We start from the raw sequence: 18,540 nt of genomic DNA, 5'->3' as shown, positions 1-18,540 counted from the left end.
AATGAAGTTAGCGCTCGTCTTTATCGAAGTTATTCCGGTTGTGCTTGAGTTCAGGTTCACCGCTCCCGGATCCGCTGGCCAATACAGAAGCTCGACAGTGAACTAACCAACGTCGATTGGGTGGCCGTCCAATCCTGTCGGTATCCCCAGCGCTTCATGATAAGGATGGCAAGAACGTATTGGCAAAGTTGACCGTGCCGTGACCGGAGCCCGTGAGGGCGACAGCGAAGCTTGCCAAAAAAGAGAAAAGGCTTTCCATACCTAGCCCTTGTTGATGGTTGTCTTTCGACCACGGAACGACAGCATCCCGGCCGCGCCAACGGCACTGAGCCACAATATCGACGGCTCGGGAACCAGTAGTATATTGTTGTTTCCAGTGAAAACATTCAATGCCGCCGCTGGGCCGGGCGGAACCGCATTAGGGTTTCCAGTCGCGTTCTGGAATGCGCCAGTATAACCGTAAAACCCACCGCCTGTGACGGCGGCATCGTAAGATCCAAAACTGGTTTGCCATGCCACAACCGCAAACCATGCAGTAGCACCACCCGCCGTCGTGGCTGGTGTGGTCGCCACACCGCCAATGAAGCGACCCGGGCTCACAAAATTAGCGCTGGTCTTTATCGAGGTTAATCCGGCTATGCTTGAACTCCAAGTCGTTGCGCCTGGATCGGAAGCCCAATACAGAAGCTCTACCGTAAATTGACCAACCGGAACTGGAGGACCTCCGAGCCCCTCAATGAGAAGAGAAGTCGCAGTGTTCGCAAAGTTGACCGTGCCCTGAGCGGAGGCCGTGAGGACGACAATAAAGCTCACCAACATAGAGATCTTTGCTTTCATAACTTCGTAGAGTTATCTTTGACCGTGTTTGAGATCGAGGTTTTCCAAATCCACCGCGAAATGTTTTCCTTCGATGTTCGTAATATATCGCCGCGCTAACGGGCAAGTCAAGAGACCCTCAAGTCCGGACCCACACTCTTTTGACATTCGACAACGAAAACATGTCGGCTGTATGGTTTGATCGAACTCGGCACAGGCGATGACTTAAATTCGCGCATTACTTCGCTGGCGCCGAACGCGAGCAGTCAACGTATGGCCAAAGAAGAAAGATTCGATACCGTTGCATTATTACTCCGCGCGACCGACGACGTCGCAGTGATCAAGCGGTCGGTCCGCGCCGGTACGGAGTTGTTCAATGACTCGATTCGTCTCACCGTGGGCCGCGACATTCCGGCCGGCCACAAAATCGCCCTCACTTCGATTGCCGACGGCACACCGGTGAAAAAGTACGGCCAGGTCATCGGGTTTGCCCGGGGAAATATTACCGCAGGCGACCATGTACACACCCATAATCTCGTAATGAAGGATTTCTCGCGAGACTATCAGTTTTGCGCCGAAGCCAGGCCTGTGGACTACTATCCGGCGGAGAAGAAGCGTCAATTTCAAGGCTACGCGCGTCCCGGCGGACGTGTGGGGACCCGCAATTACATCGCAGTGATTTCCAGCGTCAACTGTTCAGCGTCGGTGTCCCACTACGTGAAGGACCGATTCAGGACCGAAGACTTCCGGCGTGATTTTCCGAACGTGGATGGGGTCATCGCTTTCACGCACAAAAGTGGTTGCGCGATTCAGCCCGGTGAACCGCACCAGTTGCTGATGCGCGTGCTGGCAGGCATTGCGCGCCACCCGAACATCGCCGGTTACGTCATGATCGGCCTCGGCTGCGAAGTCAATCAGGTCCAGTTCATTCGCAAGGAATACCGGCTCGATGAATTGAAGCCGGGCGAAACTGCGCCCACGTTCCTGACGATCCAGGGTACGGGCGGCGTCCTGCGCACCGTGGATGCGGCCGCGGCTGCCGTGACGAAATTGCTGCCCGCTGCCAACGATCTCCACCGCACCCCGCAGCCGATCAGCAAATTGATTCTCGCGGAAAACTGCGGTGGCTCGGATGGCAATAGCGGCATCACCGCCAATCCCGCGCTCGGCGTGGCGTCGGATGAACTGGTCCGTTATGGAGGCACGTCGGTGCTCGCCGAGACGCCCGAGATTTACGGTGCGGAACATCTGCTCACCCGCCGGGCGGTCACTCGCGAAGTGGGCGAAAAGCTGGTTTCGCGTGTTCGATGGTGGGAAGAACACGCCCGCCAGCACAACGCCACCATCGACAACAATCCATCCTACGGAAACAAGGAGGGCGGCCTTACGACCATTTATGAGAAGAGCCTCGGGGCGGTAGCGAAGGGCGGACAATCGCCGCTCGCCGCCGTTTATCATTATGCCGAGCCAATCACGTCGGCCGGCTTCTGTTTCATGGACACGCCGGGATACGATCCGGTCAGCATGACAGGCCTTGTATGTGGCGGGTGCAACATCGGCGTTTTTACAACTGGACGGGGCAGCGTCTATGGTTGCAAGCCGGCGCCGTGCATCAAAGTCGCGACGAACACGGCGCTGTACAACTGGATGCAGGACGACATGGACATCAATGCCGGGACAATTCTGGACGGTGCGGAGACAGTGGAACAGGTCGGCCGGCGCATCTTCGAGAAAATCATCGCCGTGGCGGGCGGGGAAAAAACAAAGAGTGAACTGGCCGGCATCGGTGATGAAGAATTTGCTCCGTGGATTCTCGGCCCGACGTTCTGATGGTCAACACCCACTGAAATGCCCATCAGCGCACACTACCTCGTCGCATCCCTGATCTGGGGCTCGGTCGGCCTCGGATTCTTCATCTACGGCAAGAAACAACAGTCGCTCATCCCGTTATTCGGCGGCTTGCTGCTCATCGGCATTTCCTACTTCATCGAATCCGCAATTGTTATGTCACTCGCCGCCATCGGCATTCTCGTCGCGATTTACTTGCTCAAGAAACAGGGTTACTGAAGGACGCAGCGCCAGTTATCGGGTCGCTATAAAGCTGGTGGTGGCGCTGCCTGGATTATATCCGGCTTTGGAAGCCGTAACCCTCGCAGAGTAGGTCCCAACACCATCCCGTTTCGTATTGATTGTGTACTGGAAGCGGGCGATCCCGTTGGCGTCCGACGTCGTATCACTCGACACGTGCCCGCCATCCGCAGTCGTCAGATCGAGGTGCACGGCGGCGCCCGCGGCGCGATTCGTCCCGGCCGCCACTGTCACCGTGATATACACCTTGTTCCTGTTCACATAACTGGATTTGTCCGTGACCACCGAAACGTACAGCGTTTGTAACGGAGGGCTGAGAACAGTAATAGACACCGCAGAGCTGGCAGTCTTCCCCCCGGAATCCGTCACGGACGCAGTAATTGTGTGCGTGCCCGGACTGAGAACCCGGCTGAAACTGGCGCCCGTGCCGATCAGGCCGTTGATGCTCGACGTCCATGTTAGCGCACTACCCAGGTTTCCATCCTCCGCGTCGTTCGCACTTCCTGTAAAAGTGATCGTGGAATTGTAGGCGAAGCTGGAACCGGAAACGGGCGCGTTAATCACCACGACGGGAGAATTATTGACCGGCGATGCGATGTTCGCCACGTAAACCAGTCCCTCGTGGTTTAGGTCCGGATCAAGCGTGTTGGCCGAACCCCACGCGCTCTGCGGCTGGGCAAGGTCGATCAACGCCTGTCGAACGGCATAAACTCCGGCCGAATTCGTGACGCGTCCATGCGCTGCCACATAAAGCGCAACCGCCCCAGCAACGTGCGGCGCAGACATGCTCGTGCCGCTCATGGTCGCGTAACCGCCGCCAAGATAGGTCGAGTAAATGTTCACGCCTGGCGCGGCCAGATCAATCGCGGCCCCGGGCGAATTGACCAGGCCACCCGGCACCGCATAGCGACTGTAATTGGAAAAATCGGCAAGTCTGTCGTCAGCGCTGGCGACTCCATCCAGATCCGACAATGCGCTCACCGCCATGACTTCGGGATAAGCCGCAGGGATCGAGTCGTCGGACGTGTCAGGAACACCATCCGGTCCATAGATGTCCCGGCTGTCGTTACCTGCGGCGACGACAAACACCACGCCCTTGCTGACGCTGTTGCTGATGGCCTGGCGCAACGAAGAACTGTAGCCAATGCCGCTCAGACTCATGTTGGCGACTTCAATGCGACCTGCATTCTGCGTGATGAAGTCCACGCCCTCGATGATCTGCGACGTGGTGCCAGAACCGGCGTCGTCCAAAACTTTGATCGCCCAAAGCCTCGCCCCCGGCGCCACGCCGACAACACCACTCGCGTTATCCAGCGCGGCGGCAATGCCGGCGACATGCGTTCCGTGGCCGTTGCCGTCGGTGGTTTGACCGGCGACGAAACTGACATTGGTGAAGATGTTCAGGTCGGGATGAGGCGCGACGCCTGTATCCAGAATCGCGATATCAACATCAACCCGCTCATCAAGCCCGTCGATTTTCGCCATCGAAGAAAGCAGGGTCCCGATCCGCCGGATTCCGGTGGGAACGGTTTGCGCGGCGATAAACATCTGCAAATCGGACTCAACGTATTCGACCTGCGGATCTCGCCGGAGCGAATCCAGCCGCTCCTCCGGGACGTCCGCGGCAAACCCATTGAGCGCATGGGAGAACACATGGTGCGTCGTCAGACCGTGCTTGTTCGCGACCTCGGAAGGCGAGTGACCGTGCTTGAGGACCACGATAAACCTGCCCGGAACGGCATAGGGCTGGGTTTCTTCTCCTGACACGTTGATTGCCGTTGCGGAAACAAACGTCAAGACCGACCAGAACGCGCACAACTTTAATTTCATTACGAGAGACAAATTACTCAACCGAAGCGTGACGCTCCGGTTTCAACCAAAGGTTAGCAGCAACGATGCCACCGCGATTCCTTGCAGATCCCTTCGCACCTTCTCGATGCTTGCGGGCATGAGAACGGCGAATCTTTTAAGATGGATTTTCTGCGTGTTTGCCGCCGAAATAATTTCTCCAATCGCGAAACCTATTTCTCCGTGCACAAATGATCGCGCGTCCGCGTGTCGATTTTCGTGCTGCGTGTGCCAAAACGCGGTCCCTCCGAAACGGGCCTGTCGGCGCGTCACGGCCGATTAGACGAAAGAAGCGCAGCAGGAAAATGATCCGAAGCACCACCTGATTCACGTTAATCAAGCACTGTCGTGTTCACGCGGTGAATCAGTCCGTAATTGTGCGCCGCGAAATCTGAACACAGTCCTTCCATTTTCCCCGCGCCGTTCTTGGTTCGCAGCCCCGCCGGCAAAATCGGGCCCGTATGTATCGCTCGCGTCCAACGATTGTCGCATCGTTGCAATGTTGGGCCGGAGCAAAATTAAGAATGCCGGCGCGGCCACCGCCCCAATAACTGGACAGCTCGGAGGCGGTTTTCATCAGGTCGGAACTGCCAATCGCTCCGTGAGCGAAATCCAGACGCCGGTCCGAGGCTTGAAAAGATTGACCTCACAGCAGTTCTCTTTCTCTCCAGCCACAGCCAGGTCCGTTTGACGCAATTCGGGACATCGCGACCGATTATCACACACTCGCGTTGTCCGGTTCGCTTGATGGAGGTGGCATCACGGCTGCTAAACTCAGCCAAGCCTGTTGTGTCAGGCGAAAGTTATGCGGGTAATCAGAAGGAATTCGTATGAAAAGGAGTTTTGTTGCCGCAAGCACGGTCCTGGCGACGATGTCGTTGCTGATATCTCCTGTCTCTTCGAGGGCCACAGCGCCTTCGACCGAAACGGAATTGACAGCGAGCGATTTCGCCGGCTTTCGACACTTTGGATCGGCCGTCGCGATCGACGGTGACACCGCGGTCGTTGGTGTTCCGTTCGACTCCGATGCTGGATTCAACGCCGGCGCCGCGTGCGTTTTCATTCGCAGTGGTTCCACCTGGACCCAGCAGGCAAAGTTGACGGCGGCCGACGCATCCAGCGGAAGTGAATTCGGCTCGGCCGTTGCAATCAGCGGCGACACCATCGTCGTGGGAGCACCTTCAACCGTGTCGGGAGGCGTGAACGCCGGCGCCGCCTACGTATTTGTCCGCAGTGGTTCAACATGGACCCAGCAAACGAAACTGGCGCCCACTGACGCCATCGGCAATGACCAATTCGGTGCCTCGGTGGCGGTCGAACGTGATACTCTCGCCATCGGCGCGATTGGTACCGGACTGGCTTTTGGCGATGAAGGGGCGGTCTATGTCTATGGACGGAGTGGCGGAGTCTGGTCGCAGCAGGCGCGATTGAGCTCGGACGAACCTGCACCCGGCGACGAGTTCGGTTTTTCAGTCGCGCTTAACAACGGGACTCTGGCGGTCGGCTCGCCGTTCGACGACGATCTCTCTCTCGCGGACACCGGGGCGGTTTATGTATTCACAGCCAGCGGAACCACCTGGAATTTTCAGGCGGAGTTGACAGCCGCCGACGCGGCTACTTCGGATAACCTGGGCTGGTCCGTGGCCCTGAACGGCGATACAATCGTAACTGGAGCCCCACAACGTCACTCCGGCGCGGATTTCGCCGGGGCCGCTTATGTGTTCGTTCGCAGCGGAACGGCCTGGAGCCAACAGAGCCTGCTCGTCGCCGATGATCCCGCCGCGTTCGACTACTTCGGATATTCCACCGCCGTGAACAACAACACAGCCATTGTGGGATCTGTCTTCGACAATTCTTTCGCTTCACACGGCGGATCGGCCTACATTTTCACACGCGCTGGAAGCGTCTGGTCTCAGGACTCCGAGTTCAGCGCTTCCGACATAGCGAATGACTATCATTTCGGTTACGCGGTCGCGGTGAGCGGCAGCACGATTCTCGTTGGTGCCCCGTTGGGTTTCTACTTCCAGGACGGTGCGGCTTACGTTTATGAAGTCTCCTCGTCGAACACCGCGCCCGTGGCAAATCCACAGTCGATCACAACTGCCGAGGACACTGCCGCGGCAGTGACGCTGACCGGCAGCGACGCGGAAGGTGATCCGCTGACATTTGCGGTTGTAACCGGGCCGACAAACGGCACTTTGAGCGGTACATCGCCCAATCTGATCTATACGCCGAACCCAAATGCGAACGGCTCCGACAGTTTTACCTTCAAGGCAAACGATGGCCAGTTGGACTCCACTCCCGCCACCGTTTCGATTTCCATCACGCCGGTCAACGATGCTCCCGTGGCGAACAGCCAATCGGTTACCACGCTCGAAGACAACGCTGTGACGATCACTCTGACAGGCGGCGACGTGGAAGGCAGCCCGTTGACGTTCGCCGTATTGACGGGCCCGACGAAGGGCACTTTAAGCGGCACGCCGCCGAACCTGACTTACACACCTAATGCCAACGCGAACGGCTCCGACAGTTTCACTTTCAGCGTGAATGACGGCACTGTGGATTCTTTGCCGGCCACTGTCAGCATCAGCGTCACACCCGTGAATGACGGCCCGACGATCAGCGACATTCCTGATCAGATGATGGCCAAAAACTCGACCACTGACCCGATTGCCTTTACAGTGAGCGACGTTGACAACGACCCTGACGGTTTGGCTGTTTCGGGCTCGTCAAGCGATCAGACCCTGGTGCCGGATGGCAACATCAGCTTCGGCGGCTCCGGCGCGAACCGCACGATCACGGTCACACCTTTGGCGAAGCAGTCCGGCACCGTGACAATCACGGTCACAGTCAGCGACGGTCTGCAAACGGCCAGCACTTCATTCACCCTCACGGTCACACACTCAAACCACCCACCGAAGGCTGACCCCACCGCGACGGTCACTCAGCTCATTTCGCCGAACAATGTGAGCGCCACATCCACGCTGGACGGGTCGCGCTCGAACGATCCGGACAACGATCCCCTCACCTACACCTGGCAGGCCGTTCGGGGGACAATCGGTACCGGCGTCGTTGGTCACGTGTCTCTGGCTTTGGGTACGCACGCCATTACGCTTGTCGTCAGTGACGGATCCCTGAGCGACAGTGCCGCCATCGCCATCCGCGTCATCACCGCTACGGAGGCCACTCATCAGGTGATGGACGACGTGGGTAACGCCAATATTTCCCACGGCAAAAAAACTTCACTGCTCGCGGTCCTGCGCGAGGCAGCTCGTCTGTTCGACCGGGGCAGGATGGATGCCGGGGTCAAACGCTTGCGGGAATTCCAAAAAAACGTCCAAGTGAACGAAGGCAAGAAAGTGGATCCAGCCACGGTGGCGGCGCTGGTCGGTGAAGCACAGAACATCATCGACGCCCTGCCTGCGAGGTAACTCGCCCCCTTTCGCAGCGTTCCGCGCTCAGCGGCTCCAGAATGGACTGATTCTGGCGCCGCTTTTTCCGTTTTCTTCTCCTCGACTCTTTGTTTTGTTTGGGCGAAAAAAGAGGCGCAAACCTTGTTGGGCAAAGAAAAAACTGAAATGCAAAGTCCATCGAATACGCTACGGCGCCTTTTCGCGTTCTGCCTGAATTCGCCCTTTTGGAGATGGCGCCAAGCACCACGCAGGAACGCGATCCTGTTGGTCGCGATTCTCGTGTTCGCCACCGCTGGCGGGGTGAGCCACGCCGCCGACTGGCAAAGCCTGTTCGACGGCAAGACGCTCAAAGGATGGAAGATCACGGACTTTGCCGGACACGGCGAGGTGAACGTCGAAAACGGCCAGCTCATGATTCACACCGGCGCGATGCTCACCGGCGTCAGTTGGACCAACGAGTTGCCGAAGATTGACTACGAGGTGGAACTCGAAGCGATGAAAGTCGATGGCAGCGATTTTTTCTGCGGCCTCACCTTCCCCGTGGCAGATTCTTTTTGCACGCTGATCGCCGGCGGCTGGGGCGGCGGAGTCGTCGGATTGTCCAGTCTCGACGGCTTGGACGCATCTGAAAACGAAACAACTAAGTACATGAAGTTCGATACCGGCCACTGGTTCCACATCCGGCTCCGGGTGACGAAAGGAAAGATCGAAGCATGGATCGACAACGAAAAGTTTGTCGATCAGTCGATCGTGGACCGGAGAATCTCGCTTCGTCCGGGTGATATTGACCTGTCGAAGCCATTCGGACTGGCGACCTGGCAAACGACCGGCGCGGTGCGCTCCATCAGAATTCGTCCGCTTTCCGGCGGCACACCGGCAAAACCGGTTGCCTCCAACGCGCCGTTGAAAGCCCTCTTCCTCACCGGTGGCGGTTATCACGACTACAAAAAACTCGCGCCTTACCTCACTGAGAATCTGAGCAAACGGGCGAACGTCGAGTTCGCCACTGCATTTGACCTGAACGCCCTGACCAACGCGAATTTCGCCGGCCCTTATGATCTGGTGATTTACGACGTTTGCTTCGACGACGCGCCGGACATGGTCCTTACGAATGCGATGCAGGCGGTGCGCCACGGCAAACCGGCGGTGATGATTCACTGCGCCGTACATGCGTTCCGGCAGTCGTCGCACGTGCACGAATGGGAAACCTGCTGCGGCATGAGGTCGAAGGTGCATGACCCGTACGGCCCGTTCGCAGTGATAAAACTCGAGGTCAACAATCCGATCACAAAGGCGTTCCCTGACGATTGGAAAACGCCCGGCGACGAGCTTTATCAAACCATTTCCATCGAGCCGCAGTCGCATCAACTGCTCAAAGCGAAAAGCCCGCGCGACGGCCGCGAACACGTCGTCTGCTGGACCTGGCAGTTCGGGCAGGGGCGCGTTTTCGCCACAACGCTCGGCCACGACCTCAAGACCGTGGAATCCCTCGATTATCTTCAACTTCTCGCCAACGGCCTGCTCTGGGCCTGCGGGAAACTGGGCGACGACGGCAAGCCGCTCGCAGGCTACGAAGGAAGAAGTGCGCGATGAGCCGCCCGACACAGACCGCCGTCGCGCGGAGGGCTTTGTTGTCCCGCTTGTTCCCGAGTGGCGTCCCCACGTTGTGGTGTCCGCTCGTGACGCATTATGATCGCGAGGGCGCCATTGATGAGCACAGGATGGCGGCGCACCTCCGGCACCTGTCGCCGCACATCAAAGGCTTTCTGATTCCAGGATCAACCGGCGACGGTTGGGAACTGACCGATGACGAAACGCGCCGGTTGCTGGAAATGGTCTTGAAACAGGTGGGGAAACTGAAATTGCATTTGCTCATCGGAGTGCTCAAGACAGACCCAGCTGAAATGCGACGGGCTTTCTCCGATCTCGTGGTGTCGCATCTCAAGACCCGTTTTGAAGCCCGCAGTCCCGAAAAATCCGCGAGTGAGCTTGCCGCCACATGCATCCGTGGTTTCACTTTTTGCCCTCCACGGGGAAGCGACCTGGCCCAGGACAGGATCAAGGCGGAGCTTTGTTCCTTGCTGGAGGTCGGAATGCCAACGGCCATCTATCAATTGCCCCAGATCACTCAAAATGAAATGGCGCCCGAACTGGTCGCCGATCTGGCCCGGCGATTTCCAAATTTCATCCTGTTCAAGGACACGAGCGGGGCGGACCACGTGGCGTTGTCCGGTCAAAAACTGGAGAATGTCTTCCTCGTGCGCGGCGCGGAAGGAGACTACGTCCGCTGGCTGAAGGCGGCCCGGGGACCGTACGATGGCTTTCTGTTGAGCACGGCCAACTGCTTCGCGCGTGAATTCCATCAGATCGTCGAAGACATTGCCGGCCGGCGCGTGAAGGCGGCCCGGGAGATGTCGGAACGCCTGACCGCATGCATCAACGAAGTCTTTGGCATCGTCACCGGTCTGCCTCAGGGCAACCCGTTCGCCAACGCAAACAAGGCGATCGACCATTTCTTTGCCCACGGCCCCAGGGCGGATGCCGCGCCGCCCCCACGCCTGCACGCCGGAGTTTTTTTGCCGCCTGAGGTCATCCGCGCGACCGGAAACGCGCTTTCGCGTCACGGGTTGATGCCGGGCAAAGGCTACCTCGAATAGCACCGCCTCGCCGCCCGCTCCATCCTTCAACGGATTCCAGAACGGGAAATACTTCACGAGAGGAAAGCGCGAGGTTACGGAGAGAAGGCGGCGCGATAAAATCTTCTCGCCGAATTCGTAGACAGGTCGTCCGTAAAATCGAAAGTTCCACCGGCGGAAGTGGCATTTGTGAGGACGGGCGACCAGCTCGCCAGGTCGGTGGAAATCTCGATAATACAAGTTCGGTTGGGATCGGCAGTGACGCGCAGTTGAAACGGCCCGGCACCCGTGGCCGGAATCACCGCCAGTCTGACGAACGGACTCAGCGCGTTTCGCAGATTGAGGCGGCCGCCCGTCGCACATTTGCCTGAAAGGGACGGCAATGGGTCCGTGGCATTCAAGAGGCGATCGATGATTTGCCGATAAGCTTCCGCGGGGTATCGGGCTAGCATCAAAGCCAGAGCACCCGCCACGTATGGCGCGGCGAACGAGCTCCCGGTGTTCGAGTAATAAAAGGAATCCGTCGCACCAAAGGTCGAATAAATGTTTTCTCCCGGCGCTGCCAGGTCCACATTGGCCGCGCCGTAGTTGGAGTTCGTGCCCAGCGCGTCGTTGCGCGTCGTGTACGCAACCGTGACGACGTTGTCGAAATCGTAGCTCGCGGGATAAGTGGGGGCGATGTCAATGTTGGTTCCGGCATTTCCGGCAGCGGCAACAACGACGATGCCCGCGTCACGCACGCTGATGAACGCGTTGGATAACGCGAGGGAGTTGGTGAATCCCCAACTCGCGTTGACGATTCTCGCTCCGTTCGCGCGGGCGTAATCCAGACAGGCCACGACGGCCGAGACGTCGCCCACGCCGAAGTTGTTGAAGCACTTGCACGCCATGATTTGCACCTGCCAGGCCACGCCGGTCACCCCCTTTCCGTTGTTGCCCACCGCTCCCAGGATTCCGGCGACCATCGTGCCGTGGCCGCTGTCGTCGCTCGGGTCGGTCGTGCCGGCGAGGGCATTGGTGCCGTGGCCGCCGTCGCTGGAATTCACCCACATGTTCGTCGCCAGGTCTTCATGCGTGTAGCGCACTCCCGTGTCCAACACCGCCACGATGATATTGCTCGCCGAGGTCAGCACGTCCCAGCCCTCGGGCGCGTCTATGTCTGCATCTGCGGTGCCGCCGTTTTGCCCGGTGTTGTTCAGCCCCCACAGCGTGCCATCCAAATACTTCGGGTCATTGGGTGTGGCAAAGACCCTCCCGAAATAATCCGGTTCGGCGAAATTGACCAAGCCACTCTGCTGATATTTCGCAATAAGACCGGGCACCGTTTCTTCCGCGGGCACGCGCAAGACCTGCAAGCCGCCGATTTCTGCAAATGTTTGCAACACCTCGCTTTTTTGCGCCGCGTGAAAGCTGGCAAGCGCGACCGGACTGATTCCCGCTTTCGGTTGAATCAAAATCCGGTCCGGACGATAGGCCGCTGCCGTAGCCTGTGACGAAGAAAAATTTGAAATCTGCGCAACGCCCTCTCTCTGCGAGAGCCACAGATAAAACAAAACTCCCGCTCCCACGGCCAATCCGGCCCGCCACCGGGCAGGGAATGTTCCGCGGGCAAATCGTAGCGACATGATTGCAGAGTCCATGCTTAACGACCACCGATCTGTGCCTGATTACGACAAACACCTCATCGATTTCAATTTTCTTACTCGAAAAGTTGATTGTGTCGCTCGATGAGCCATATTTCGAAAACTCACTCACCATGCAACCGGTTCAATCAGGGCCACACGCGCGCGGCGCGGCGGAGAATCCGCCGAACCGCTTCGAAAAAATCGCACTCGAACCGGACCCGGACTGGTATGATCCCGACGAACCCGCGCCAAGGACGCAGTTCTTCAAGGATCATTCCGATTCGATCGTCAACTATAACGACAGTCCCGACATCGGCTTTGAAGCCAGCGTGAATCCTTACCGCGGTTGCGAGCACGGCTGCATTTACTGTTACGCGCGTCCGTTTCACGAATACCTGGGCTTTTCGTCCGGCCTCGATTTCGAAACGAAAATAATGGTGAAGGAAAACGCGCCGGAGTTGTTGCGGCGCGAACTGGCTTCGTCCAAATGGAAACCTCAAACCATCGCCATGAGCGGCGTGACGGATTGCTACCAGCCGGTGGAACGCAAACTGAAACTGACGCGCCGCTGCCTGGAGGTCCTGGTCGAATTCCGCAACCCGGTCGGCATCGTAACAAAAAATCATCTTGTAACGCGCGACGCCGACGTGCTTGGCGAACTTGCGAAGCACGACGCCGCGGCTGTGTTCGTCTCCGTAACCACACTTGATCCTGAACTCCGCAAGGCAATGGAGCCGCGCACGTCGCCTCCGGCCAGCCGGCTGTCGGCCATCGAAACTTTGTCCAAAGCAGGCATTCCCGTTGGCGTGCTGGTCGCGCCGGTCATCCCTGGTCTTACCGATCACGAAATCCCCGCCATTATTGCCGCTGCGGTCAAAGCCGGCGCGCGATTCGCCAGCCGTGTGGTTCTGCGATTGCCCTACGCCGTGGCGCCGCTGTTCGAGCAGTGGCTGGCGCGGAGTTTTCCCGACCGGAAGGACAAGGTGCTCAATCGCGTCCGCGCCATTCGCGGCGGCAAACTGAATGATCCGCGCTTCGGCTCGCGCATGAGCGGCGAGGGCATTTTCGCCGAACAGATTGACGCGATGTTCAACGTTGCCTGCCGCAAGGCCGGCATCGAGGGCAACCGGCCCAAACTATCAGCCGCAGCATTTCGCCGGGCGCCGGGGCGACAACTCTCGCTTTTCAACTGATCTGACGGCGTGAATCCCAGAGCACCGGGGCGCAATGTAGCCGCAAGCTTTTGGTTGCGAGGAAAACAAGGTTCTGCCGGCGGGGGGCAAAATAAGGTTTGCGGCCACCGTGAGCGGCGCGGGTGGATATAGGAACGCGTAAAGACGGGGAGCGTCACGACTTCACGGTTATTTCCACAGACTCGATGGCAGCGTTGCCGGACTTTTGGAACGGGCGGGGCATCGGCTGGGCATTGCCTTTCTCGTCAATCGTCCGGCATCGCAAGGTGTATTCGCCAACAGGAAGGCCGGGTAGCAACGCTGCCCAATGCACTTTCGTCAGTTTCATCGGCCACGTACGCGGCTTACCGGTTGCGTCGTCAAAACCCATGGTGCCTGCGGGTATTTTCCCGCCCGGCAGAGCGCCCCAGTGCTTCGGCGGCGGAAGGATTTCGGCGTCGACCCATGGTGCGGTAGCAAAGTACGGATCGCCGGCCGGCCGCTCGACGGCGTTCGACTGAATCCAGACCTGCACCTTCGACAACCCGGCCAGGCCGACTTGAGCGTAGCCGGTGACCGGGATCGGCTGCCCGGCCTTCACCTCGCGCGGGACCGAGATTGTCGCGGCGAAAGTCTTGAGCCAGCCATCCACGTCGTTGTTGCCCTCGGCGTAAGTGTCGTTGGCGTGAAAAAGGTTGCTGAGGACAACGTGCGTAACCCATTTGATGGATTTGAAGCCATAGGCCTCGGGCACGACCACGCGCACCGGGCCACCGCGCTCGCTGTCGAGCCATTGGCCGTTGAGTTTGTAGCACAGGATCACTGGCGGCAGATCGAACGGGTCTTCGAGCACGCGATCAACCGGCAGCGAACTCCGGAACATCTGCTGAGGATCGTCATTGTGATAGCCGTGATAAAAAATGCGGCGCAGGTTCTCACGCGGCTGTGTGAGCCAGACCACCTCGCGGAGCGGCACGCCCTCCCAGATCCCGGTGCCGAGCGGGCAGCCGATGTTCAGGCAGGTCATCGTCTTCGCAAACCGGACGACGTGTTTTTCGGCGAGCTTCATCAGTCCATCAAAATCGAGGGCGGTCCCGACTTTCTTTGTGAGGGGGTGGCCGATCTTCGCCGGATTGTCAGGATCCGAAACAACTTCGAGTTTCCAAGTCTCGCGCGTGAGGCCGACCTGCCGTTTCTTCTCATCGGGCAGTGAGTGCGGCAGCGGTTTGCCCCGTGACACGTCTCGGAATTTCTCCGGAGGCGTGAACCAGGGTTCGAGTTCTTTGATGGCTTTGGCCAGCGCGGGCGCGGGTGGTTTGGCGTTGGCGGTCAGCGGCAAAAAGTCCAGTGCAGTGACGCCTGCCACGCCAAGATACAGAAAATATCGCCGCGTCAATTGCCGATGGTCGCGAAGGAATTGTTCCGGGTTGTTCATGGTGTGGTTTTCAAAACACACCGGCGTTCACTGGCTGCGGCGATCCAGCGTCAACGGCCCGACCCAACGGGTGTTGTATTTCTTGATCCACCAATCGCCATCGATGACCGGGCGCTGCTGCCGGCCATAAAGCTGGTCGTTCATGCCATGCCACGGAATCGGCTCGACCAGCCAGCCCTTTTCGCAATGGAAGTCAGAGTCCTTGTCCCAACCGGACGAATAGAAGAAAAAGTCCCGCGTGTGTCCCGACAGTTTCGCCGGCAACCGATTCTCGGCGAACTTTAGCGTGAGTTCATCGCCGCCATTCAACAACACGAGCGCGTCGTCACGGCGCTCGACCAGTTGCCTCACGTCACCGTAACGCGTGCACCAACCCGTCGGTGTGATACGCCAGTTCGCCCGCTGAACGACCTTCTCGTAATTTGGAGTCAGCGGGAAACACGATGGCAAATCCTCGAACCGGCTGAAGCCGCGCCAATGCAGATCGGCTACGTCGGGATTCAACCGCGCGATCTTCGTGCCCGCGTCATCCAGTCGCTCAAACAAGGCGATGCGATCCCAATGAATTTCAAACGCGGTGCTCAGGCGCAAACGACGACTGCCCGCCGGCAATTTACCGGTCAAATCCACGATGATAGTTTTCGTTTTTCCGCACGGCGCGCCGACGACCACATCGACCGGCTCCCACCTACCCCGTGCCGTTTCCGCTTCGAGCGTTGGGAACGGAAACGGAAGATTCGGATCGTGCGACGCCGCGACGTTCGCCATGCCACCGCCGAAACGCAGCCATCCCGTCAGCGCCAGCATCAGCGGGCGATCAACGGTCAGCGGACCGAAGTCGAGCGTGACGCTCCACGGCTCCGCCAGACCACGCAATTGAGGAATGCGAAGTTGAACCGGCGAAGCGAAATGTCCGTCACTGTCGTTCAGGGCGGTGGTCACGTCCGCACCATCACTGCGCACCGCCTGCTTCAACGCATGACGATTGTGCAGTGTGACGATTTCGTGCGGTGGAAAGGGTTTCCCGGGAAGCAGTTTTCCGGTTGTGTGCACTTCCGTCCCCAACGGATGGTCCACGGCCACCAGTTGTGCCGCATCCAGATAAAGCACTTCACGCAGTTCTTCCGTGACCTGCAACCGGTAGTTTCCATCGCGCGGCTGAAACATCGATTCGTCGCCGAGCCACACGAACTCGTCCTCGTCCGCCTCAATGAAACGATCATCGGTCAAACGTAATCCGGCCGGCGCTGCACCGAGGATGTCCGTGACGAATCGAAAATGTTTTCCGTCCCACGCATAGAGATACGGACACGAACCGGTCGGCAGCATCAGTTCGACCAAGGTCAATGGCTCACAGCGGTCGAGTCTCGCCTCTGTGATCGGCATCATGGTGTCGAACCAGTGCGCCGTGACGGAATCGAGCTGACCGTGTTTACCAACCCCGATCTCGGCCGGAAGCGCCTGCACGGTCCGCATCGTCCGCCATCGCCCGGCGGCGACTTCGACGCGCACGCCGAGGCCGCTGGCGTTGGATCGGTTGCCGACCAGCCGGAGCTTCAGTTGTTGGTTTGCGTTGCCGCCATTGTTGCGGAGCAATTGCAGCCCCTGCCCTTCGACGCTGAGCAACAAATCCGTATCGCAGTCATTGTCAAAATCCGCGGCGGCCACGGATTCGACCCGGCCTTTGACGAGTCCGTCCAGCCCGAGTTCCCTGGTTGTTTCCTGAAAACCGGCATTGCCCAGGTTCCGCCAGATCCGTAAACCGTCCCCGTACGCGCAGACATCGAGCCAGCCGTCGTTGTCGTAATCGACGAGCAGCAAGCCGTTCACATGAAAATTTCCCAGCGGCAGCTCGACACGGTTCGTCAATCCGCTGAAAACACAGACCAGCCTGTCCGCCGCGGCGAGGACTGCGTCCGTTCGCAAATCATTGTTGAGGTCGCCGGTCGCGATCGCCTTCGCCGGCGGCCAGCCGGCAGGCGGATTCGTCTCCATCAGCACGCTGCCGCGCGCCTTGGTGAGCACGAGGGGCGGTTGCGCGTCGCGGGCAACCAACAGGTCCATCACGTCGTCGTTGTTCCAGTCGTCCACGACCAGTTGCGCCACGCCCGTCACGGACGCGGGCACCCCAGACGTGGCGGTGATGTCCTTGAAGTAAGGGCTGCCGCTGCTGGCGCCAAGGTTGCGCAGCACGCGGACCTTGCGGTCGCCCGGCGTAATGAGCAGCAAATCGAGCTTGCCCGTGAAATCGAGATCGACGAGCGCGCCGTCAACGGCGGGCGAATCGTTCAGCCGCGAGAACTGGGTGACGTCGGTCGCGACGCCGTTAGTCGCAAACTTGAAGAGCCGCAGCCCCGATTCACCGAGCACCAGCACATCGTCGTAACGATCGTTGTTCACGTCGCCCACAAGGCAACGCGTGTACCTTGAACCAGGCTTCCCGGTCGTCGGCTCGCCCTGCGGCTGGAACGTTCCATTGGTGTTCAGAAGCACGCGAAAACCGCCATCGCCCTCGCCAACGAACAGGTCGTTCGCTCCGCGATGGTTGATGTCCAGCACCCCGACTGGTCCGTGGAAATTTTTGGCCGTGCCACCGAAGGCGTTTTGCGTCGCGTCCTCAAAAACGACCTTCACGCCGCGCCGCTCCGGCTGCTCCAGCTGGAACGGGACGCGCATTTGCGTGTAAACGCAGCGCTCGAAGGTCGCGGCATTCGCGGGCGGGTTTGGTTTTCCCGAAATCAACTGTTGATGACGATCCAGCGCCTGTTTCGCCTCCTCCTGGCGGCCCAGTCGCAACAGTGCCTGGCCGAGAAAAAAATTCGCGGACGGATAGTCCGGTTCAAACTGGACGATTTCCGAAAACTCGCGGGCCGCGTCCTCGAAGTGCCCGAGTTCCATTTGCGCGCGCCCGAGCTGGAAGCTGACTGCGTTCACCTTGCGGTCAATGTCCTTGGCCTGCTGCAGGAACCTGACCGCCTCCTCGAACTTCCGCAGCCGCAGGTTCGCGCAACCGGCGACATAGCAGGCCGCGGCCGATTGCGGGTCAATGCCCAGCACCTGTTGCGCGAATTGGACTGCGTTTTCGCCCTGGTCCGCGAGCAGGCAGGCATTGGCGAGATTGAGCAGCGCGTCGGGATGAGTCGGCTGCAGGGCGACCGCTTTTTGAAACGCGTCAATGGCCCTGGCCGCCTCGCCCTGTTCATAGTAGCCCTTGCCGGTGTTCATCAGCCGGGCAAATTCATCGCCGCCCGAAGATTGCCGCCGAAACCAGAAGACGAAAAAAAGCGCGAACAGAGCGCCCGCGAGGGCGATAAAAAAATAAGCTGGAACGCGGCGCTCGGAGTGATCGGTACCGCTGGGCTTCATGGCGGGCAGAGTAGCGCAGGGACCAGCGAGGGCAAGGCTTTCCCTCGTCGTCAAGCAGGCACTTTACGTGACGCTTTCTCCCATCACTTTCGAGTGGATCAGCAACCACTCGAATGCCATACTACAACGCATGGAGAAACC

11 protein-coding genes are annotated in these 18,540 nt (G+C 59.0%); 6 read left to right on the top strand and 5 right to left on the bottom strand.

The features are described from left to right. Positions 1–261: 261 nt before the first annotated feature. Positions 262–837: a PEP-CTERM sorting domain-containing protein gene (locus VN887_17685; GenBank protein HXT41844.1), complete on the bottom strand. Its 576-nt coding sequence runs from the start codon at positions 835–837 to the stop codon at positions 262–264. Positions 838–1,089: 252 nt separating this feature from the next. Here VN887_17685 and VN887_17680 point away from each other — a divergent pair, with 252 nt between their 5' ends. Together VN887_17680 and VN887_17675 are read left to right on the top strand one after the other, a co-directional pair. Then, on the top strand, positions 1,090–2,646 hold the full coding sequence (locus tag VN887_17680; GenBank protein ID HXT41843.1) for an altronate dehydratase family protein: 1,557 nt from the start codon (positions 1,090–1,092) through the stop codon (positions 2,644–2,646). 18 nt (positions 2,647–2,664) lie between these two features. Next, entirely contained in the window at positions 2,665–2,883 is a 219-nt protein-coding gene (locus tag VN887_17675; protein HXT41842.1) for a hypothetical protein, read from the top strand. A 15-nt stretch (positions 2,884–2,898) separates the two neighbouring features. On the opposite strand, the gene VN887_17670 is transcribed toward VN887_17675, so the two are convergent. After that, positions 2,899–4,734 carry a S8 family serine peptidase gene (locus VN887_17670; protein ID HXT41841.1) on the bottom strand — a complete coding sequence of 612 codons (1,836 nt, stop codon included), beginning with the start codon at positions 4,732–4,734 and terminating at the stop codon, positions 2,899–2,901. A gap of 848 nt (positions 4,735–5,582) precedes the next feature. Between VN887_17670 and VN887_17665 the strand changes: the two genes are divergently transcribed. The 3 genes from VN887_17665 to VN887_17655 all read left to right on the top strand — a co-directional run bounded on the left by VN887_17665 (position 5,583) and on the right by VN887_17655 (position 10,822). After that, a complete protein-coding gene (locus VN887_17665; protein HXT41840.1) occupies positions 5,583–8,183 on the top strand; it encodes an Ig-like domain-containing protein in 2,601 nt (866 codons plus the stop codon). 246 nt (positions 8,184–8,429) lie between these two features. Further along, positions 8,430–9,758, top strand: coding sequence for a ThuA domain-containing protein (locus VN887_17660; protein ID HXT41839.1), 1,329 nt, complete (start codon positions 8,430–8,432; stop codon positions 9,756–9,758). Further along, entirely contained in the window at positions 9,755–10,822 is a 1,068-nt protein-coding gene (locus VN887_17655) for a dihydrodipicolinate synthase family protein (GenBank protein HXT41838.1), read from the top strand. The genes VN887_17660 and VN887_17655 overlap by 4 nt, the downstream gene beginning before the upstream one ends. 74 nt (positions 10,823–10,896) lie before the next feature. Here the strand turns inward: VN887_17655 and VN887_17650 are convergent, their stop codons facing one another. After that, on the bottom strand, positions 10,897–12,426 hold the full coding sequence (locus VN887_17650; GenBank protein HXT41837.1) for a S8 family peptidase: 1,530 nt from the start codon (positions 12,424–12,426) through the stop codon (positions 10,897–10,899). 131 nt (positions 12,427–12,557) lie between these two features. Between VN887_17650 and VN887_17645 the strand changes: the two genes are divergently transcribed. After that, positions 12,558–13,619 carry a PA0069 family radical SAM protein gene (locus VN887_17645; GenBank protein ID HXT41836.1) on the top strand — a complete coding sequence of 354 codons (1,062 nt, stop codon included), beginning with the start codon at positions 12,558–12,560 and terminating at the stop codon, positions 13,617–13,619. A 154-nt stretch (positions 13,620–13,773) separates the two neighbouring features. On the opposite strand, the gene VN887_17640 is transcribed toward VN887_17645, so the two are convergent. Continuing rightward, entirely contained in the window at positions 13,774–15,033 is a 1,260-nt protein-coding gene (locus VN887_17640; GenBank protein ID HXT41835.1) for a molybdopterin-dependent oxidoreductase, read from the bottom strand. Positions 15,034–15,060: 27 nt separating this feature from the next. Continuing rightward, the gene (locus VN887_17635; protein HXT41834.1) at positions 15,061–18,399 is read right to left on the bottom strand and encodes an FG-GAP-like repeat-containing protein; all 3,339 of its coding nucleotides are present in this window, start codon (positions 18,397–18,399) and stop codon (positions 15,061–15,063) included. Positions 18,400–18,540 lie beyond the last annotated feature (141 nt).

This window comes from Candidatus Angelobacter sp., from assembly GCA_035607015.1.
In the GTDB taxonomy this organism is placed as follows: domain Bacteria; phylum Verrucomicrobiota; class Verrucomicrobiia; order Limisphaerales; family AV2; genus AV2.
The sequence above is the reverse complement of the archived record's forward strand: the minus strand, read 5'-3'. Positions and strand labels throughout refer to the sequence as shown.